Source organism: Neorhizobium galegae (assembly GCF_017877135.1).
Lineage (GTDB): Bacteria > Pseudomonadota > Alphaproteobacteria > Rhizobiales > Rhizobiaceae > Neorhizobium > Neorhizobium galegae_A.
The window spans coordinates 1,095,319-1,115,365 of sequence record NZ_JAGIPH010000001.1; the positions used below are offsets into that span (position 1 = coordinate 1,095,319).

The 20,047-nt window shown below is 62.8% G+C and carries 17 protein-coding genes; 11 read left to right on the forward strand and 6 right to left on the reverse strand.

Annotation, left to right across the window (positions count from 1 at the left end; genetic code table 11):
• Nucleotides 1–44: 44 nt before the first annotated feature.
• The 5 genes from J2858_RS05375 (at nucleotide 45) to J2858_RS05395 (ending at nucleotide 7,616) form a co-directional block, all read left to right on the forward strand.
• Nucleotides 45–1,310, forward strand: coding sequence for an alpha/beta hydrolase (locus J2858_RS05375; RefSeq protein ID WP_210103673.1), 1,266 nt, complete (start codon nucleotides 45–47; stop codon nucleotides 1,308–1,310).
• A gap of 96 nt (nucleotides 1,311–1,406) precedes the next feature.
• On the forward strand, nucleotides 1,407–3,023 hold the full coding sequence (pgi, locus tag J2858_RS05380) for a glucose-6-phosphate isomerase (protein ID WP_210103674.1): 1,617 nt from the start codon (nucleotides 1,407–1,409) through the stop codon (nucleotides 3,021–3,023).
• A 10-nt stretch (nucleotides 3,024–3,033) separates the two neighbouring features.
• Entirely contained in the window at nucleotides 3,034–3,882 is an 849-nt protein-coding gene (locus J2858_RS05385) for a class I SAM-dependent methyltransferase (RefSeq protein WP_210103675.1), read from the forward strand.
• A 642-nt stretch (nucleotides 3,883–4,524) separates the two neighbouring features.
• A complete protein-coding gene (locus J2858_RS05390) occupies nucleotides 4,525–6,258 on the forward strand; it encodes an ABC transporter permease (RefSeq protein WP_210103676.1) in 1,734 nt (577 codons plus the stop codon).
• Nucleotides 6,259–6,314: 56 nt separating this feature from the next.
• Nucleotides 6,315–7,616, forward strand: coding sequence for an ABC transporter ATP-binding protein (locus J2858_RS05395; RefSeq protein WP_210103677.1), 1,302 nt, complete (start codon nucleotides 6,315–6,317; stop codon nucleotides 7,614–7,616).
• Nucleotides 7,617–7,773: 157 nt separating this feature from the next.
• Here the strand turns inward: J2858_RS05395 and J2858_RS05400 are convergent, their stop codons facing one another.
• From J2858_RS05400 to pyrC, 4 genes are all read right to left on the reverse strand, one after another.
• Nucleotides 7,774–8,700, reverse strand: a complete 927-nt coding sequence (locus J2858_RS05400; RefSeq protein WP_210103678.1) for a carbohydrate kinase family protein — start codon at nucleotides 8,698–8,700, stop codon at nucleotides 7,774–7,776.
• Nucleotides 8,701–8,767: 67 nt separating this feature from the next.
• The gene (locus J2858_RS05405) at nucleotides 8,768–9,466 is read right to left on the reverse strand and encodes an orotate phosphoribosyltransferase (protein ID WP_210103679.1); all 699 of its coding nucleotides are present in this window, start codon (nucleotides 9,464–9,466) and stop codon (nucleotides 8,768–8,770) included.
• Between the two features lie 138 nt (nucleotides 9,467–9,604).
• On the reverse strand, nucleotides 9,605–10,771 hold the full coding sequence (locus J2858_RS05410) for a GGDEF domain-containing protein (protein ID WP_210103680.1): 1,167 nt from the start codon (nucleotides 10,769–10,771) through the stop codon (nucleotides 9,605–9,607).
• 283 nt (nucleotides 10,772–11,054) lie between these two features.
• Nucleotides 11,055–12,092, reverse strand: a complete 1,038-nt coding sequence (gene pyrC, locus J2858_RS05415; RefSeq protein WP_210103681.1) for a dihydroorotase — start codon at nucleotides 12,090–12,092, stop codon at nucleotides 11,055–11,057.
• A 207-nt stretch (nucleotides 12,093–12,299) separates the two neighbouring features.
• On the opposite strand from pyrC, the gene J2858_RS05420 reads away from it, so the two are divergent.
• Nucleotides 12,300–13,241, forward strand: a complete 942-nt coding sequence (locus tag J2858_RS05420; protein ID WP_210103682.1) for a tetratricopeptide repeat protein — start codon at nucleotides 12,300–12,302, stop codon at nucleotides 13,239–13,241.
• A gap of 3 nt (nucleotides 13,242–13,244) precedes the next feature.
• On the opposite strand, the gene J2858_RS05425 is transcribed toward J2858_RS05420, so the two are convergent.
• Entirely contained in the window at nucleotides 13,245–14,285 is a 1,041-nt protein-coding gene (locus tag J2858_RS05425; RefSeq protein ID WP_210103683.1) for a proline racemase family protein, read from the reverse strand.
• 152 nt (nucleotides 14,286–14,437) lie between these two features.
• Between J2858_RS05425 and cysQ the strand changes: the two genes are divergently transcribed.
• Nucleotides 14,438–15,214 carry a 3'(2'),5'-bisphosphate nucleotidase CysQ gene (gene cysQ / locus J2858_RS05430; protein ID WP_210103684.1) on the forward strand — a complete coding sequence of 259 codons (777 nt, stop codon included), beginning with the start codon at nucleotides 14,438–14,440 and terminating at the stop codon, nucleotides 15,212–15,214.
• Between the two features lie 16 nt (nucleotides 15,215–15,230).
• On the opposite strand, the gene hemN is transcribed toward cysQ, so the two are convergent.
• Complete coding sequence (gene hemN / locus J2858_RS05435) at nucleotides 15,231–16,580, reverse strand: oxygen-independent coproporphyrinogen III oxidase (RefSeq protein ID WP_210103685.1); 1,350 nt, start codon at nucleotides 16,578–16,580, stop codon at nucleotides 15,231–15,233.
• A 113-nt stretch (nucleotides 16,581–16,693) separates the two neighbouring features.
• On the opposite strand from hemN, the gene J2858_RS05440 reads away from it, so the two are divergent.
• The 4 genes from J2858_RS05440 to rutC all read left to right on the forward strand — a co-directional run bounded on the left by J2858_RS05440 (nucleotide 16,694) and on the right by rutC (nucleotide 19,930).
• Nucleotides 16,694–17,410, forward strand: coding sequence for a Crp/Fnr family transcriptional regulator (locus J2858_RS05440; RefSeq protein ID WP_281067714.1), 717 nt, complete (start codon nucleotides 16,694–16,696; stop codon nucleotides 17,408–17,410).
• A 266-nt stretch (nucleotides 17,411–17,676) separates the two neighbouring features.
• Complete coding sequence (gene rutA / locus J2858_RS05445) at nucleotides 17,677–18,768, forward strand: pyrimidine utilization protein A (protein WP_210103686.1); 1,092 nt, start codon at nucleotides 17,677–17,679, stop codon at nucleotides 18,766–18,768.
• On the forward strand, nucleotides 18,765–19,511 hold the full coding sequence (gene rutB / locus J2858_RS05450; protein WP_210103687.1) for a pyrimidine utilization protein B: 747 nt from the start codon (nucleotides 18,765–18,767) through the stop codon (nucleotides 19,509–19,511). Before rutA ends, rutB begins: the two co-directional genes overlap by 4 nt.
• 29 nt (nucleotides 19,512–19,540) lie before the next feature.
• Entirely contained in the window at nucleotides 19,541–19,930 is a 390-nt protein-coding gene (gene rutC, locus J2858_RS05455; protein WP_210103688.1) for a pyrimidine utilization protein C, read from the forward strand.
• The last annotated feature ends 117 nt before the right edge of the window (nucleotides 19,931–20,047 follow it).

Consider the following 20,047-nt stretch of genomic DNA (forward strand, 5'->3'; position numbering starts at 1 on the left):
GCCGGCCCGCTACACACGGATGTCGCAACAGAATGGTCACGCTCATGTCCTTGCCCCGCATCCGCGTGTCGTCCTGCCCGAAGCCTCCGGCCTTGGCCTTTGCCCTCCTTGCGCTTCTGTCGCTCGTGTCGGGTTGCGCGAGCCGCGCGGAAGGCGTTCTGGTGCCGACCACGGTTGAGGCGCGCGGCACGTCCAAGGTGGATGTGCTGGTGGCCACCACCCGCAAGGCCTCAGACAATCCCGGCATTCTGTTTTCCGGTGAACGCGGCAAGGAACCGCAGGTAACCGAGATTGCCGTCTCCATCCCGCCCGAAGCGGCGCGCAAGGTCGGCCAGGTTCAGTGGCCCAAGCGCTTGCCGGCCGATCCGGCGCGCGAATTCGCCACCCTTTCGGTCAACGAACTGTCGCTCGCGCAGGCGCGCCACTGGGTGCATGGCCACCTGCCGAAAAGCCGGCGCGTGCTCGTCTTCGTCCACGGCTTCAACAACCGCTACGAGGATGCCGTCTACCGCTTTGCGCAGATCGTGCATGACAGCGGCGCCGATGTGGCGCCCGTCCTCTTCACCTGGCCATCGCGCGGCAGCATCTTTGCCTATAACTACGACAAGGAAAGCACCAATTATTCGCGCGACGCGCTGGAGACCATGCTGCGCCGGGCCTCGGAAGATCCAAGCGTCGGCGAGGTCACGGTGATGGCCCATTCCATGGGCTCGTGGCTGACGATGGAGGCGCTGCGCCAGATGGCGATCCGCGACGGCCGGGTATCGCCCAAGATCCAGAACGTCATTCTGGCCTCGCCCGATCTCGACGTCGACGTGTTCGGCCGCCAGCTGGCCGAGATGGGTAAGAAAAGGCCCAATATTACCCTGTTCGTCTCGCAGGATGACCGGGCGCTGCAATTGTCGCGGCGTATTTCCGGCAATGTCGACCGCCTCGGCCAGATCGATCCGCGCCAGGAGCCCTACCGGTCCGAGCTGGAAAAATCCGGCATCACCGTGCTGGACCTCACCGCGCTTCAGAGCAATGACCAGCTCAACCACGGCAAATTTGCCGAAAGCCCCTATGTGGTAAAACTTCTCGGCAACCGGCTGATTGCCGGCCAGACGGTGACCGATTCCTCCGTCGGCCTGGGCGAGAGCATCGGGGCGATCGCGCTTGGCACGGCCCAGACGGTGGGGGGTGCGGCAAGCGTTGCCGTCAGCGCCCCGATTGCCGTCTTCGATTCCCGCACGCGCCGCACGTATGTGGAACAGGTCGATCGACTTGGCCAGACGATCGGCGGAACCGTGCAGACGGCTGTCGGCCAGTAAGGACGATCTGCCAAGACGGGCTGTCGTCAGCCTTGATTTGACATTAAAACCGAATAGGTTCCCTCCTCTATCATTGATGACCCAAGAGGTAATGCCATGCAGGCAATCGTTGAACAGCTGAAGTCTACCGCCGCCGCCACGAAGGCTACGGATCTGCGCGCCGCCTTTGCCGCCGATCCGACGCGCTTTGAACAGTTCAGCGCTCGCCTCGATGACCTGTTGATGGATTATTCGAAATGCGCCGTGAACGACAAGATCATGGACCTGCTCGAAACCCTGTTTGCCGAAGGCGGCGTGGCGGAAAAGCGCGCAGCCATGTTTGCCGGCGAAGCGATCAATTTCACCGAAAACCGTGCCGTGCTGCATACGGCGCTGCGCAACCGCTCCAACACGCCCGTTCTCGTCGATGGTCGTGACGTGATGCCGGATGTGAACGCCGTGCTTTCCGCCATGGGCGCCTTTGCCGACGGCATCCGCTCCGGCGCGCTGAAGGGTGCGACCGGCAAGGCGATCACCGACGTCGTCAATATCGGCATCGGCGGCTCCGACCTTGGCCCGGTCATGGCGACGCTCGCGCTCGCCCCCTTCCATGACGGCCCGCGCGCCCATTTCGTCTCCAATGTCGACGGCGCCCATATTGCCGATACGCTGAAGCTTCTGGACGCGGAAACCACGCTGTTCATCATCGCCTCCAAAACCTTCACCACCATCGAGACGATGACGAATGCCGCCTCTGCGCGCGCCTTCATTGCCGATACGCTGGGCGAAGAGGCGGTCAAGCATCACTTCTGCGCCGTCTCCACCGCGCTCGACAAGGTCGCCGCCTTTGGCATCGACAGCGACCGTATCTTTGGCTTCTGGGACTGGGTCGGCGGACGCTATTCCATCTGGTCGGCCATCGGCCTGCCGCTGATGCTGGCGATCGGGCCGGGGAACTTTGGCAAATTCCTCGATGGCGCCCATGCCATGGACACGCATTTCCTGAAGGCGCCGGTGCGCGAAAACCTGCCGGCGCTCCTCGGCCTCATCGGCTATTACCATCGCAACGTGCTGGATTACCCTTCGCGCGCGATCCTGCCCTATGACCAGCGCCTGACGCGTTTCCCGGCCTATCTCCAGCAGCTCGACATGGAATCGAACGGCAAGGGTGTCACCATCGACGGTTCGCCCGTGAAGGGCAATTCCGGCCCGGTGGTCTGGGGCGAGCCCGGCACCAATGGCCAGCACGCCTTCTACCAGCTGATCCACCAGGGCACGACGGTGATCCCGGCCGAATTCATGATCGCACGGACGGGCTTCGAGCCGAACCTTCGCCACCAGCACGAGCTGCTGATTGCCAATTGCCTCGCCCAATCGGCAGCCCTGATGAAGGGCCGCACCCTGGACGAAGCAAAGGCCCAGCTGCAGAAGGCCGGCATGGATGCCACAAAGATCGACCATATCGCGCCGCACCGCGTCTTTACCGGCAACCGGCCTTCGATCACCTTCGTCCATGACCAGCTGACGCCGTTCGCGCTCGGCCGCCTGATTGCGCTTTACGAGCACCGCGTCTTCGTCGAGGGCGTGCTGTTCAAGATCAACTCCTTCGACCAGTGGGGCGTGGAGCTTGGCAAGGAACTGGCAACCGGCCTTCTGCCGGTCATCCAGGGCAAGGCCGGCACCGACGGGCAGGATGCCTCGACGGCAGGTCTGGTCAAGGCGCTGGTGGGCTGAGGCTCAACCGATGCGCCTTCCCGGTCCCAGCAAGACGGCACGGGGAGCCGCGGGCTATCGTGCCGCGCACCAGACGATCGATGGGGCAACGGTGTTCCGCGACCCCTTTGCTCGTCTCATTCTGGAACCGGAGGCGCTGGCGGAGGCCGATGAGCGGGCGAGCGATCCTGCGTCACGCGGCATGCGGCTGTTCATGGCAGCAAGAAGCCGTTTTGCGGAAGATTGCCTCGCTGCTGCCGTGGCGGAAGGGCTGCGGCAGGTGGTGGTGCTCGGTGCCGGCCTCGATACCTTCGGCCTGCGCAATCCCTATCGCGAACTCGGCCTGACGGTTTTCGAGGTGGATCAACCGCCGACACAGGCGTGGAAACGGGCACGGCTGTCTGCAGCGAAACTGCGCGAACCGTCCGAACTGGTCTGGGTGCCGGTCGATTTCGAGACCGACGATCTGGCGGACAGGCTGCGGGAGGCGGGTTTTAGGGCAGATCAGCCCGCCTTCTACATCTGGCTCGGTGTCACGCCTTATCTTGAACGTGACACGGTTCTGTCACTGCTGCAGCTGGTGGCACGCACGCCGGACGCCAGCATCGTCTTCGATTATTCCGAGCCGCTCGACAATTACCCGCCGGAGCGGCGGCCGGCGATGGCTGCGATGGCGGAGCGGGTGGCCAGAGCCGGTGAGCCCTGGATCACGTTGCTCGATCCGCACGAGATCCGAGCGGCGCTTGCGGCGATGGGCTATGCCGGCATCGAGGATCTGGGACCCGGGGATGTTGCGGCCCGCTACTATGGTCCCGAGCATGCGCAAAGTCGGGGCGGTACCGGCCCGCATCTCGTTCATGCGCGGATGCGGCCGGCTTGACGCTTCGCTCCACGACCATGACGGTAACCACCTTACCCCATGGTTCGCGCGGCGATTGAGGGCGTTCGACGCGCCTCGCTCGGCCACCATTGGACTTGCCTGGCCTTCACGAAACTGTGTGCAGCGCAGCAAAGCGCCGCTGCCTTTTTTGGCATCCGCACCAGTTCCGGGCGCTTGACGAAGCCATCAGACAGGCGCAAGAGCACCAACGAAGGGCGCTTTCCGGATGAAGCCGGACGGACCTTCAAACCAGGGAGCTGGCGTATCGTTTCGGAAATGGGTTCCGCCACGGTCGTTGGCAGATGAAAGCTTATGGACAGTTCCAGTCGATCTAGAACCTCTATCATTCGGCCCGTGACCGGCTGAGCTTTCCGCTCGTCCGCCGGTCTTCGGTGACCGGGAAAGGATGAGCCGCAATGCATGCTCTCAATCTGACTTTATTGCCTGTTTTTCCACCTCGCCTGCGGGCTGAAGGTGCGCCGCAGGTCATGCTGATGCCATCGCATTCCCCTTGGGCGACTGCGCTTTTGCCTTGTTTGCGGGCGAGGATCGCGGCCACGTGACGGCCTGAGATCACGCCCGGCTGGCCGGATCCAAAATCTCACCAATCTCCCCGCAAATTCCGATTTTCGGAGCGTTCTCATGCTCTTTCCGAAACACGCACCGCTTGCGCTGCGCCGCTCTGCCCTGCCGACCTTTTGGGATGTCGTTGCCCTGCTTCTGGTGATCGGCCTGATCGTGGCCGTTGCCTATGCGGCAGAAGCCACCAACGAGCCGCTTTCCGCACTCGATGCCGCGCCCCTGTCGCTCGATCCATCGAACCTGCCGCTTTATGCGCTGCGCACCATGCTGCGCATGCTGGCGGCCATCATCTGTTCGCTGATCTTCACCTTCATTTACGCAACCTTTGCCGCCCGCAGCCGCCGGGCGGAAATGGTGATGGTCCCCGTGCTGGACATTCTCCAGTCCGTTCCCATCCTCGGCTTCCTGACCTTTACCGTCACCTTCTTCATGAACCTGTTTCCCGGCAGGGTGCTGGGTGCGGAACTGGCGAGCGTCTTTGCCATCTTCACCAGTCAGGCCTGGAACATGACCTTCAGCATGTACCAGTCCATGCGCAACCAGCCGAAGGATCTGGAAGAGGCCAGCGCCAGCTTTCACCTCAGCGCCTGGCAGCGCTTCTGGCGGCTGGACGTGCCCTTTGCCATGCCGGGTCTGGTATGGAATGCCATGATGTCAATGTCCGGCGGCTGGTTCTTCGTGGTCGCCTCCGAAGCCATCACTGTGGGCGACACGACGGTGACGCTGCCAGGCGTCGGTTCCTATGTGGCGCTTGCCATCAGGCAACAGAACATCGCGGCTATCGGTTATGCCATCGCCGCCATGCTGGCCGTGATCATCCTGTACGACCAGTTCCTGTTCCGCCCCCTGGTCGCCTGGGCCGACAAATTCCGTTTCGAGACCACCGCCTCCACCGAGGAGCCGACCTCCTGGATGCTGGACCTGATGCGCCGTTCGCGTCTCATCGCCATGCTGACGGCGCCGCTGGCCTGGCTTGCGCGGCAGGTCTGGTCGCTGCGCCTGCCTGAATTTCGTCCGAAGGCGCAAAAGGCCGGCACCCGTGCGGTCCAGTCGCGGCTTTTCGACTGGCTCTGGCTGGCGGTCATCCTGGCGGCCGGCCTCTATGCCGCCCTTCAGAGCATCGTCTATCTTCGCGATACGATCGGCTGGGGGGATGTGGCGACCGCCGTGCTCGACGGCTGCATCACCCTTCTCCGCGTGGTGGTGCTGATGGCGATTGCGACGGCCGTCTGGGTGCCGGTCGGCGTGTGGATCGGGCTTCGCCCGGCCATTGCCGAAAAGGTGCAGCCGCTGGCGCAGTTCCTCGCAGCCTTTCCGGCCAATCTCGCCTTTCCGGTCTTCGTCGTGGTCATCGTCCGCTACGACCTCAACCAGCATATCTGGCTGAGCCCGCTGATGATCCTCGGCACGCAGTGGTACATTCTCTTCAACGTCATCGCAGGCGCCTCCGCCTATCCGAGCGAGTTGAAGGAAGCCGCCCGCAGCTTCGGAATCAGGGGCTGGCGCTGGTGGGCGAAGGTCATCCTGCCCGGCATTTTTCCCTATTACGTCACCGGCGCGATTACCGCATCCGGCGGCTCGTGGAATGCCAGCATCGTGGCGGAAGTCGCCACTTGGGGCAATGAGCAGCTCTCCACCCCCGGCCTCGGCTCCTACATCGCCGATGCGACCACGAAGGGCGATTTCCAGCGCGTCGTGCTCGGCATCATCGTCATGTGCGCCTTCGTCACGCTCTTCAACCGGCTGGTCTGGCGGCCTCTCTACACGCTCGGCGAACGACGCCTGAGACTGTAACCGCCGACCGTACCTCCACCCATGTGCCGCTTTACTTCTGACCGGAGGGTCATTCCATGCTCGATATCACCAACAAGGCTCCGCTCATCGACATTCAACAGGCCTGCCGCTCCTTTCCCAAGGGCAGCGGCCACGACGTGATGGTGCTGGAAAATGTCGATCTCACCATTCGCGAAGGCGAGATCGTCGGTCTGCTCGGCCGTTCAGGCTCCGGCAAGTCCACGCTGCTGCGCATCATCGCGGGTCTGATCGCGCCCTCTGCCGGCCGGGCGCTGTGCCGGGGCGAAGTCATCGACGGCCCGCCGCCGGGCATTGCCATGGTATTCCAGTCGTTTGCCCTCTTTCCCTGGCTGACGGTTCTGCAGAATGTGGAACTCGGCCTCGAAGCACAGGGCGTGGAGCGCGGGGAGCGCCGCAAGCGGGCGGAAGCCGCCATCGACCTGATCGGCCTTGGCGGTTTCGAAAGCGCCTATCCGAAGGAGCTTTCCGGCGGCATGCGCCAGCGTGTCGGCTTTGCCCGTGCGCTTGTCGTCCATCCGGACCTGATGCTGATGGACGAGCCTTTTTCCGCGCTCGACGTTCTGACGGCAGAAACGCTGCGCACCGACATGATCGACCTGTGGATGGAAGGCCGGCTGCCGATCAAATCCGTGCTGATCGTCACCCACAACATCGAGGAAGCGGTGCTGATGTGCGACCGCATCCTGGTGTTTTCCTCCAATCCGGGGCGCGTGGCCTCGGAAATCAAGGTGGACCTGCCGCATCCGCGCAACCGTCTCGACCCCATGTTCCGCCAGCTCGTGGACAGCATCTATGCCCGCATGACGCAGCGCCCGGAACCGAGAGTGCCGAGCGTCGAAGGTATTCCCGGCACGGGCGTCGGCATGATCCTGGAGCCGGTTTCCACCAATGTCATGGCCGGTCTGCTGGAGGCCTTGGCACGCGAGCCCTATCACGGCCGCGCCGACCTGCCGGTTCTGGCAGGCGTTCTGCAGCTAGCGGCGGACGAACTGTTCCATCTGGCCGAAGCCCTGCAGCTGCTGCGCTTTGCCCAGTTGAGCGAAGGCGATGTCGTGCTGACGGACGAGGGCCGGCGCTTTGCCGATCTGGATACGGAAAGCCGCAAGCAGCTGTTTGCCAGCCACCTGACGGCCTATGTGCCTCTGGCGGCCCTGATGCGCCGCGTGCTGGAAGAACGTCCAACACACACGGCGCCGGCGGCGCGCTTCCTCACCGAACTCGAGGACCATATGTCGGAAGCCTATGCGGAAGACACGCTGAAGACGATCATCTCCTGGGGGCGCTACGCCGAACTCTTCGCCTATGACGAACATACGGAAATGTTCATCCTGGAATAGCTGCCACACAGACAGAACCAGGACGGCTTCTCCCACAGATGACAACCGCCTGATCATCTGAAACGGTCAGGACATCGTCCTTCGACCCAGGCGACAGGCAACAAAAAGCCGGGGCAGATCCTGCCCCGGCCGCAAAGATGTGAAAGAGCAAAAGCCCTCAGAGGCCGATTTCGTGGGCATAAGGCGGGTTTGCGCCGGCGCGCGACACGGTGACAGCCGCCGCCTTGGCACCGAGGAAAAGCGCATCCTTCACCGCCTGTTCGGAGAGGTTTGCGACCTTTTCCTTCGACAGCAGGTTCTGGCGCTTCAGCGAGGCAAGGATGCCCGCATCGAACGTATCGCCGGCACCGACGGTATCGACCACCGTAACCCGCTCGGCCGGCACAGCCACCTTGAAGCCCGCCGTATAGCCGACGGCGCCTTCGGCACCGCGGGTGATGACGACGAGCTTGGCGCCCTGCCCCAGCCAGTATTTGGCCAGTGTGTCATGGTCGCCTTCCATGCCGAACCAGTCGAGATCCTCATCGGAAAACTTGATGATGTCGGACATGGCGGCCATGCGGGCGACGCGGCCATGATGCTTTTCGCGATCCTTGATGAAGCCCGGACGGATGTTCGGATCAAACGAGATGACGCGGCTCTGGTATTCGCGCGCCATCAGCGTCTCGTAGGTTTCACCGCAGGGTTCCGGGATCAGGCTGATCGCGCCAAAATGCATGGCCTCGATTTCGGGTCCAAGCTCCGGCAGGTCCTCGCGCGACAGCATGCGGCCGGCGGTGCCCTCGTCGTAGAAGGCATACGTGGCCTGGCCGTTCACCAGCTTGACGAAGGCAATCGTCGTCGGGCGCGACGAGACGGCGCAGAAACGCGCATCCACATGGCTTTTCTTCAGCGTCTCGCGCAGGATGTCGCCCATCATGTCGTCGGAAAGGCCGGTGAAGAAACCCGTCGGTTGTCCAAGACGGCCAAGCGCAATGGCCGTGTTGAAGATGGCGCCGCCGGCATAGGGCGCAAAGCCGTTTTCGCCGAGCGTGGTTTCACGCGGCAACATGTCGATGAGGGCCTCACCGCAGCACAAGATCATTTGCATCTCCTCGAAGACGGACCGGATTGTTCAATCGATTAAATCAGCTTTCGGCAAAAGGCCAGCCTCAAGCCTCGGGCAATTCGGCAACGCCGCCGTGACGCGCCGACCAGGCAAGCGGCGCATCGAGGAAGCTTTCCACCTCGCCAAGCGTTGCGTCATCGAACAGCTTTTGCGCACGGGCAACTGCCAGCACTTCGCGCCAGGTGGCGATATGGTGCAGCGTGACGCGGCCATTGGCAAAGCGGGCCTCGGCCTGCGGGAAAAAGCCGTAGTAGAACAGCGCGATCGCGTGATCGACGACACCGCCGGCGGCCCGCACGGCATCAATGAACTGGAACATGCTGCCGCCGACCGTCGTCAGGTCCTCGATGACGAGCACGCGCGCTCCCTCCGGCATATGGCCCTCGATCTGGGCGGCGCGGCCATGGCCTTTTGGCTTCTTGCGCACGTAGATCATCGGCAGCGCCAGCCGGTCGGCCAGGAGTGCGGCAAAGGGAATGCCCGCCGTCTCGCCGCCGGCAATGCAGTCGAACCGTTCAAAGCCGGCATCGCGGGTGACGGTTGAGGCGGCGAAATCCATGATGGCGGAGCGGATCCGCGGATAGGAGAGAAGCTTGCGGCAGTCGATATAGACCGGGCTCGCCATGCCGGAAGCCAGCTTGTAGGGCTCCTCAGGGCGGAAATGCACCGCGCCGATTTCCCAGAGCATTTTTGCCATCAATTCGGCCATCACGCCGCGCTCGGGATAGATCAACCGGACCATGCTCATCTCCATCTTTTTTGCCCTGCGCGCAGATAGCAGCAACGCGCCGCAGTGACCAGCGGGAGAGGCGGTTTATCCGATCGAGGGCCTGCAGAAATTGCGGTTTTGCCGGGCGGGCGCCCCCTAAGGGCGTGTCCCTCAGGCGCTGGTGCGTGATCCCTGCCGGGGATGATCGGCGGCGCGCTGCACGCGGTTTCGGCCGTTCCGCTTGGCCTCGTAGAGCGCCGCATCGGCCGCGTTCAGGATTCCGTCGAAATCCCGCCCCTCGCTGAAGCCATAGGCGATGCCGGCGCTGACGGTGACGCGGAAGCGGGCGTCGCCCGCCGACAGCTCCCGCTCGGCGAAATTGCGCCGGATGCGCTCGGCAAGCCACTCGGCATAGCCGGGGGCGGCCGTGCGAAGCACCGCAGCGAATTCCTCGCCGCCGAGCCTTGCGGTTGTGCTCAAGCCCGAGGCGTCCTTCAGATCCTCGGCAAGGCAGCGGATGACCTCGTCCCCCACCGCATGGCCATACTGGTCGTTCACCGCCTTGAAGCGGTCGATGTCGAAGACGATCACCGCCATATCGTCGGTGAACAGATCGCGCGCATGCAGTTCAAACAGCGCACGGCGATTGTAGAGCCCGGTCAGCGCATCCGTAATGGCCTCGCGGCGGTGGCGGGCGGTGATGCGCGCCTGATGCACCATCAGGGACATGGCGCCGATGCCGGTCATGCCGGCGATGCTCATGCTGGTATTGAAGGTTTCCGCCCAGTTTTCCGGCGCCGAGCCCATCACCCAGCGACCGTCGGCCGCAATGACCACCGCACAGACAGCAAACGAAAACCCGGTCAGGGCATAGAGGAGCGACATGCCGAGAAGCGCACCCGGAGCCTCCCGGCAGCCACGCGCATATTCGATGGCCGTGCCGAACAGCATCACGGCGCAACACAGGTTGAGCATGATGAAGCCGATGCCGTCATAACCGACGATGATCGGCACAAGCGTGAGGGGCAGCGACACGAGGCCGGCAACAGCCACATGGCGGACAGGCGAGCGATCCGTGCGAAACTGAAAGGCGGCCGCATAAATGATGGCAAAGCCCACCAGCATCGGGCTGAAGCTGGCGGCAAGCGCTGCTGCCGAGGGAAATTCCGTATAGTAGCTATAGCAGAATATGGCCGCGACCAGGAAGGCAAGGCCCAGAACCCAGGTCAACAGAAACCCGTCACCACGCCGCGCAAGCCAGGTTGCGAACAAGGTGACCAGCAGGCAAAGCGTCGAAACGCCGAGCGAAATCAGCAAGGTCCTGTAATCAAGCATCATGCCCGCCAGATTTCGAAGCACTGTCGGATTTTTTAAAGCGACAGGCTGTCACTTTGTTCCCCATCCGATCTGAACTCAGAATACTAATGCACCTATAACAAAAACGTTAAAACGTATAGCTATCCTTCGCAGTCTGAACGGCAAGGCGCGCCGGGCATACTTGTGCAGTCTTGCATTGAGCCCCTCTACCCCATGTCTTCCCTCACAAGCCGTCACACCACGCAAAGGCCGATGCATGGCGCAGCAATACTCAACGGGCGGCTTGGCCAACGAACTGGGCCGACTAGACGACAGTCCAGTGCAGCGGGAACATCGGGTCAAACACGGTGACCGGTCCTGCCTCGGTGTCGCGTTTTGCCGGATAGGCCACCGGCTGTTCCTGCTTCTCAAGCAGAATGGTGTCCTCGTTGGCGGCAAGTCCGTACCAGGCCGGGCCGTTCAGCGATGCGAAAGCCTCCAGCCGCTCGAGCGCGCCTTCCTCCTCGAACACATGGGCAAGGCAGCTCATGGTGTTGATCGAGGTGTAGATGCCGGCGCAGCCGCAGGCGCATTCCTTCAACGGATCGACATGCGGCGCCGAATCGGTGCCGAGGAAAAAGCGGGCGTCGCCGGAGGTCGCCGCCTTGCGCAGCGCCTGTCGGTGATGTTCACGCTTGGCAACCGGCAGGCAGTAATAATGCGGCCGGATGCCGCCGACGAGCAGCGCATTGCGGTTGATGATGAGGTGATGGGTGGTGATCGAGCCGGCAAGGTTGCGGTCGGCGCCCAGAATGTAATCGACGCCGTCCTTCGTCGTCACATGCTCCATGGTGATGCGCAGATCCGGCAGGCGGCGACGGATTACATCGAGATTCTCGTCGATAAAGACCGCCTCGCGATCGAAAATATCGACCTCCGGCGTCGTGACCTCGCCATGCACGCACAGCGGCATGCCGATCTTGGCCATGCGCTCCAGCGTCGGCATGGCCTTGTCGAGATCGCGCACGCCGCCATGGGAATTGGTGGTGGCGCCGGCCGGATAAAGTTTGACGGCGGTGATGAGGCCGCTCTTCAGCCCCTCCTCGACATCGTCCGGATCGGTCTGCTCGGTCAGATAGAGCGTCATCAGCGGCTGGAAGCGGTCACCGGCCGGCAGGACATCCAGGATGCGCTGCCGGTAAGCCTTGGCATCTGCCGTGGTGACGACCGGCGGCACAAGGTTCGGCATGATGATGGCGCGGGCAAAATGCCGACTGGTATCGCCAATCACGGCCGCCATCACCGCGCCGTCACGCAGATGCAGGTGCCAGTCGTCGGGGCGGTGGATGCGAATGCTGTTCATGGCGTCTTCTTCCGTATGGTCGCTCTTTACCCTTGGCCATAGCACCCGTTGGCAAAGCCCGACAACCGAGCGACCCCTAGTTTTTTACCGCAGACCTTGAAGGGAACGCTCGCCGATCATCAAGACGTGATCGGCAAAGTGATGCGGAACCGGCTGTCAAGTCCCGCGTTCATTAATCAAATATAAAGTTTTGAACCGGAGAGAAGAATGAACGCCCGTTCTTCACATGTCAGAATCATCGCAAAGCTCTGTGCCGGAACCGCCGTCGCGCTTGCCGCGCTGACGGTCGCACCCAATGCACGCGAACCCGCTCCGGTGGTGCTCGCAAGCGTCATGCAGGACCAGTGCGACCGCATGGCCGGCAGCCCCTATGACCAGAACCGCAACACTGCCTATGCGCCGGTCGGCATCGAAGAGATCGACACGGAGGCGGTGACCGCCTGCCGAATCGCCTTCGAGGCGACCCACAATCCGCGGTTTGCCTATCAGCTTGGCCGGGCGCTCAACCGCACGCAGGAAGCCGATCAGGCGATGACCGCCTATGAGACGGCCGTCAACGCCGATTATTCCGCCGCGAAGGTGAATTTCGGCATGCTGATGGGTCGTATGGGCGACACTTCGACCGAGTTCAAGATGTATAGCGAGGCCGCAGCGACCGGCAATGTTCTGGCCGCCTATAATCTCGGCGTCGCCTATCGCGACGGGCTCGGCACCGACAAGAACGGCGAAAAGGCCTTGTCCTGGTTCGAGAAGGCAGCCGCCGGCGGCGATAGCACCGCAGCCTTCAACATCGGCGCCATGTATGACGAAGGCGACCTCGTTGCCGAAGACAACCAGCTGGCGATTGCCTGGTATGACATTGCCGCCAAGCGCGGCAATGCGGACGCCATGATCAATCTCGGCCTGATGTATCAGGCAGGCGAAGGCATTGCGGCCAATCCGCAGGCGGCGGCCGAAATGTATGCTGAGGCGGCAGCTGCCGGCGACAGTTTCGGCGCACTGAAGCTGAAGGAAATGCAGGATGCAGGCGTCGTGCCGGCTCCGGCACCCGATGTTGCCACCACGGACCACACCCCCAAGGGCGGCATCGACATGCTGGTTCTGCAGGAAGGCGACGTGGAAATTCCCTCGACGCTCTTGTCTATCTAGCAATCAGCCGGGAATATCGCCGGCCGAGGGGCCCCAGACATCCGTCATGGCAAAACCCGCAGCCAGCGGATCGAACGGGTCAAGCGCCACCGTCTGCTGACCGAAGGTGAAGCCGCGTCCACTGATCGTCGGAATGACGGCCGGACGCCCGGCAATCTCGGTGACGCCGGAGAGGCCGACGCGGAATTCGGACCCGATGATGGAGCGCGAGGTAAACACGTCGCCTTCCCTCACCTTTCCGCGGGCAAACAGCGTCGCAAGGTTGGCGGAATTTCCCGTACCGCAGGGCGACCGGTCGGCGCGGCCGGGCCACATCGTGGTGCAGGTGCGCACGGCACCATCCGGATCGACATCGCGGAACATCACATAGGCGACGCCGGAAACGGCCGGGATTTCCGGATGAACGACCGGGAATTTCTCGTTGACCAGCGCCTTCAGTTCCATGCCGGCGGCAACGAGGGCGGCGGCATTGTGCTTTTCGATGGTGAGCCCGATCTGGCCCACATAGACCAGCGCGTAAAACACGCCGCCATAGGCGAGATCGAGGCTGATCGTGCCCCACCTTGTCTCCAGCGCTACATCCAGCGCATGGACGAAGGACGGCACCATGGTCAGTTCCACGCGCTCGCAGCGGCCGTCATGGCATGTCGCGCGCGCCCGCACGAGGCCCGCAGCCGTTTCCAGCACCACGATGGTTTCCGGCTCCTGCATCTCCACCATGCCGCTTTCGAGAAGCGCCGTCGTCACGCAGATGGAGTTGGACCCGGAACTGGCATGCGCCTGATCCGGCTGGAGAATGACAAAGGCCGCATCGGCTGACGGATCGCTCGGCGGCAGGAGGAGGTTTACCGAACCGATCGGGTTTCCACGCGGCTCAAGGCAGAGGAAACGGCGCAGCGCCTGGCCCTTCGGGTCGCTGTTCAGCCAGGCGAGCTTGTCGGCGGTAGTCACCCCTGGGATTTTCGGCACGCCGCCGATGGCCACCTTGCCGATCTCCCCTTCGGCATGGACGTCCAGCAATTGCATCGTCCGTTTCCATCTCATGGTGCCCGCCCTCTCATGCTGATCTGTCGCCACCTGCTTCGTCCGGCGGCAGCGGACCATAGGGCGGGTGCCGGGCTGCGGGCAAGGCGGTTGATTTGCTTTTTCGCAACCGATGGCGCATCACCGAAACGATAGGCTCAATGGAATGGCGAATGCTGACGATTTTTGAACAGGCGGCTCTCAAGGCTGGACGGGTTATTCTGGAGATCTATGCCGAGGGTTGCGCAGTGGACGTGAAGGCCGATGCGACCCCGGTGACGGAGGCCGATATCCGCGCCGAAGAGATCATCCTGTCGATCCTGCGCCCGGCCTTTCCGGACCTGCCGATCATCGCCGAAGAAGAGGTCGCCGCCGGCATCGTGCCGGATATTTCCGGCGGCCGATTCCTGCTCATCGATCCGCTGGATGGCACCCGCGAATTCATCAGCCGCAATGGCGAATTCACCGTCAACATCGCGCTCATCAATGAGGGCGTGCCGGTGGCCGGCATCGTCTATGCACCCGTGCTTGCCACCGCCTATCTCGGCGGGCCGGACGGCGCCGTCAAGCTGACGCTCGACGCCGACCAGACGGTTGTCGCGCGCCAGGCCATTCGCGCCCGCCCGGTTGCCACGCCGCCGATTGCCATGGCCAGCCGCTCGCATCAGGATGCCGAAACCGCCGCCTGCCTGCAACAGATGCAGGTGGAAGAATGTCGCCATATCGGCTCGTCGCTGAAATTCGGCCTTCTGGCGGAAGGGCTTGCGGATGTCTATCCGCGCTTTGGCCGCACCATGGAGTGGGACACAGCTGCCGGCGATGCGGTGCTGCGAGCCGCCGGCGGCGCCACCGTTCTCACCGACGGGACGCCGCTTTCCTATGGCAAGCGGCGCCGGCCGGATATGGCCGATTTTGCCAACCCCGCCTTCATTGCCTGGGGCCGGCGCTGATCCCATGCGTTGATCTTCAGACCGCGACCGAGTGGCGCGCCTTGCCAGCACCGAAATAGCGGTCGAAGCGGGCCGCAATGGTGCGCACGAAGAGCCGTCCCTGCGGCAGGACCTCGAAACGGTCACCGTCGAAGCGGATGAAGCCATCCGTATCCTCTTCTTCGATGCGGGCGGCATCCGCCCGCACGCTTTCGGCCGCCGCGCCATGGCATGCCTTCAGGGCATCGACGGAAAATGCGTAAGAGCACATAAGCCCCTCGATAGCATCCCCCACCGCCTTGTCGAGGGGAGAGAGCGCAAACCCCTTGGCAACCGGCAGGTACCCTTGCGCCACGGTGCGGATATACTCGCCGGTCGCAACGATATTTTGCACATAACCGCCCTCGACCCGCCCGATGGACGAGGCGCCGAGACCGATCAGGCTTGGCGCGCGATCGGTCGTATAGCCCTGGAAATTGCGCTTCACCTCGCCGCGCTCCAGCGCCTGGGCGAGACTGTCGCCGGGACGGGCGAAATGATCGATGCCGACGGCGACATAACCGGCCGCACGCAACTCTTCGCCGATGAGGCGCTGCATCTCGAGGCGCTCCTCGACACCGGCAAGCGCTGCCTCGTCGATCAGCGTCTGGTGCTTCTTCATCCAGGGCACATGCGCATAGCCGAAAATCGCAAAACGGTCCGGCTGCATGGAGAGCGAAAGCCTCAGCGTTTCCTTCAGGCTCTCCTTCGTCTGGTGCGGCAGGCCATAGACGACATCGAGATTGACGCCGCCGATGCCCAGTTCCCGCAGCAGACCAACGACACGCTGCGTCTGCTGAAGGCTCTGCGGTCGGTTGATCGCCGCCTGCACGGCCGGATCGAAATCCTGCACGCCGACGCTTGCCCGCGTCATGCCGAACTGGCGCCAGGCGGCAAGCCTGACCGCATCCACATAGCCGGGATCGATCTCGACGCTGACTTCGGCTGCGGGGTCCACGTCGAAATGCGCATCCAGCACCTGGCGAAGCCGGGTGAGATCTGCCGGCGACAGGATGGTGGGCGAACCGCCACCGAAATGGATCGTGCCGACCTGCCGGCGTTTGGGAAGGTGGGACGCCACCAGCGCGATTTCCGCCACCAGAGCGTCCACATAGGCAGCCACCGGATCATAGCGCCGCACCTGCTTGGTGTGACAGCCGCAGTACCAGCACAGCCGGTCGCAGAAGGGAACGTGCAGGTAAAGCGACAGCGGCGCGTCGCCCTCCTCGGCCCTCAGCCACCGCGCATAGGTCTCTGCCCCCACGCCCGGATGGAAATGCGGTGCAGTGGGATAGCTCGTATAGCGCGGCACGGGCGCCGAATATCGGGCAAGAAGATCTGGCTGCATGGTCCCTTCCTTTCTGAGCTTGGAATACAAAGGGAAAAACCGCGCTGCCTTGATCAAGATCAAGCCGGATGGTGCGGCAGCACCGGACGGGCTATATCTTGCGGGCCATGGACATGACCCGCCGCGACATCCACTCCCTCGACATCCCCGTACTCTGCAAAAGCTGCGAAGTGCGGCACAAGGGCATGTGCGGGGCGCTGCCCCCGGAAGACCTGCAGTATCTGTCGCGACAGACCCGCCAGATCGAGCAGCCGGCCGGCACCGAGCTTGTCGGGGAAAGCACCGATGTCGGTGCCTATGACAATGTGATGTGCGGCGTGGTCAAACTGTCGAAGACGCTGGAAGATGGCCGCCAGCAGATCATCGGGCTGCAGTTCGCGCCCGATCTGGTCGGCCGGCTCTATGCCAGCGAAAGCCCGATGACGGCCGAAGCGGCCTCAGACGTCACCGTCTGCCGCGTGCCGAAGGCGACGCTGGAACGGCTGATCGAGCGCAATCCATCCTTGCGCAAGCGCCTGATGGACCAGGCTCTGCGCGAACTGGACGAAGCGCGCGACTGGATGGTGACGCTCGGGCGCAAGACGGCGGCGGAAAAGGTGGCAAGCCTCCTGCTGCTGATCGCCACCCATCTTGATCCGGATGCGCCGGGCGAGGCGCGCGTCTTCGACCTGCCGATCTCGCGGCTCGATATCGCCGACTATCTGGGGCTGACCATCGAGACCGTATCCCGGCAGTTCTCGCGGCTGAAATCGGACGGCATCATCACCATTACGGCTAACCGGCATATCGAGATCGTCAATCTCGAGCGCCTGGCCAAGCGCTGCGGCTGACGCACCGCCCTCCCCGCGTACCGTGGGAAACCCGCTGCGACCCAATCTGACAAAGATCAAAAAACAGACAGGCGCCTGCCTAATGGCCGGGCAAGCCGCACGAATTTTATTGATCAGCCGGTAAATTTTTGACCAATTGATAAATTTTTCTTGCCTCAATTTTCCAACCGATTGAAATATAAACATTATTCAAGTCTGGCATGCGGATTGCTTTTCCTTTTGTCATATCGGGGCCGCTCGTGCCTCGCGACAGAGGGAGCATGAACATGGAAATTGGTGTCTTCATTCCGATCGGCAACAATGGCTGGCTGATTTCGGAAAACGCGCCGCAATACAAGCCGAGCTTCGAGCTGAACAAGGCGATCACGCTCAAGGCCGAGGAATACGGCTTCGACTTTGCGCTCTCGATGATCAAGCTGCGCGGCTTTGGCGGCAAGACGGAATTCTGGGACTACAACCTGGAGAGCTTCACGCTGATGGCAGGCCTTGCCGCCGTCACCTCCAAGATCAAGCTGTTCGGCACCGCCGCCACCCTCATCATGCCGCCGGCGATCGTGGCGCGCATGGCCACCACGATCGATTCGATCTCCGGCGGCCGTTTCGGCGTCAACCTCGTCACCGGCTGGCAGCGCCCGGAATACAGCCAGATGGGCCTGTGGCCCGGCGACGACTATTTCTCCGACCGCTACGAATATCTGAGCGAATACACCACCGTTTTGAAGGACCTGCTGACCACCGGCCAGTCGGACCTGAAGGGCAAGCATTTCCAGATGGATGATTGCCGCATGAAGCCGATCCCGGAAGGCGACGTGAAGCTGATCTGCGCCGGCTCGTCCAATGCCGGCATGGATTTTTCCGCAAAGTTTGCCGATTACAGCTTTTGCTTCGGCGTCGGCGTCAACACGCCAAAGGCCTTTGCCCCCACCAATGACCGCCTGCTGGCGGCGACCGCCAAGACAGGCCGCGACGTGCGCTCCTTCGTGCTGACCATGGTTCTGGCCGAGGAAACCACGGAGGAAGCCTTCGCCAAATGGGAGCACTACAAGGCCGGCGCCGACGAGGAGGCCATCAAGTGGCTTGGCCTCCAAAGCGCTGCCGACACCAAGTCCGGCGCCGACACCAATGTGCGCCACATGTCGAACCCGGTCTCGGCCGTCAACATCAACATGGGCACGCTGATCGGCTCCTATGCGGAAGTGGCCGCCATGCTGGACGAGATGAGCGAGGTGCCCGGCACCGGCGGGGTGATGCTGACCTTTGACGATTTCCTCGAAGGCATCGAGAAATTCGGCAAGTATGTGCAGCCGCTGATGAAAAGCCGCCGCCACGTGACCGAAATGCTGGAGGCTGCCGAATGAGCGAGACTATCGTTGCAGGCTACCAGCCGCGCCCGGAGCGGACGAAAAGCGTCACGCTTCCGGCCCGTCCCGAGCCGATAAGCCTGAAGCCGTCGGAAACCGCCGTCGTCGTCGTCGACATGCAGAACGCCTATTCCACCGAAGGCGGTTATGTGGATCTTGCCGGTTTCGACATTTCCGGCGCCAAGGGCACGATTGCCAATATCAAGAAGACGGTCGAGGCGGCGCGCGCCGCCGGCGTGCTGGTCGTCTATTTCCAGAACGGCTGGGACAAGGACTATGTCGAGGCCGGCGGCCCGGGCTCGCCCAACTGGCACAAGTCGAATGCGCTCAAAACCATGCGCACACGGCCCGAACTGCAGGGCCAGCTGCTGGCCAAGGGCACCTGGGATTATGCGATCGTTGATGAGCTGCAGCCGCAACCGGGCGACATCCTGGTGCCGAAGACGCGCTATTCCGGCTTCTTCAACACCAATATGGACAGCGTGCTGCGCGCCCGCGGCATCCGCAACCTCGTCTTTGTCGGCATCGCCACCAATGTCTGCGTCGAAAGCTCGCTGCGCGACGCCTTCCACCTCGAATATTTCGGCGTGATGCTGGAGGATGCGACGCATCACCTGGGGCCGGAGTTCATCCAGCAGGCGACGGTCTACAATGTCGAAAAATTCTTCGGCTGGGTTTCCACCGTCAATGACTTCTGTGGCGCGATCGGCCAGGCTGCCCCTGCCGAAGCCGCCGAATAACCACCCGCAAAGCAACGGAGAGAATGAGAATGCCGAAGACTATCGTCGTTCCCGAAGGCACGCAGAAGCCCATCGCCCCCTATTCGCCCGGCGCACTGGCCGATGGCGTGCTCTACGTGTCGGGGACCCTTCCCTTCGACAAGAACAATGACGTTGTGCATGTGGGTGATGCGGCCGCACAGACCCGCCATGTGCTGGAGACGATCAAATCCGTCATCGAGACAGCCGGCGGCACGATGGAGGATGTCACCATGAACCACATTTTCGTCACCGACTGGGCCAACTATCAGGCGGTCAACAAGGTCTATGCGGAGTATTTCCCAGGCGACAAGCCGGCCCGCTACTGCGTGCAATGCGGCCTGGTAAAGCCTGACGCCCTGGTGGAAATCGCAACGGTCGCGCATATCGGCAAGACCTGAATGGGTAACGCCCCTCATCCGCCTGCCGGCACCTTCTCCCCGCAAGCGGGGCGAAGGGCAGAAGCCGCAACAGCCTGCCCCAAAGGTTGATCTTGCACGGGGCCGCCGTCCCCTCTC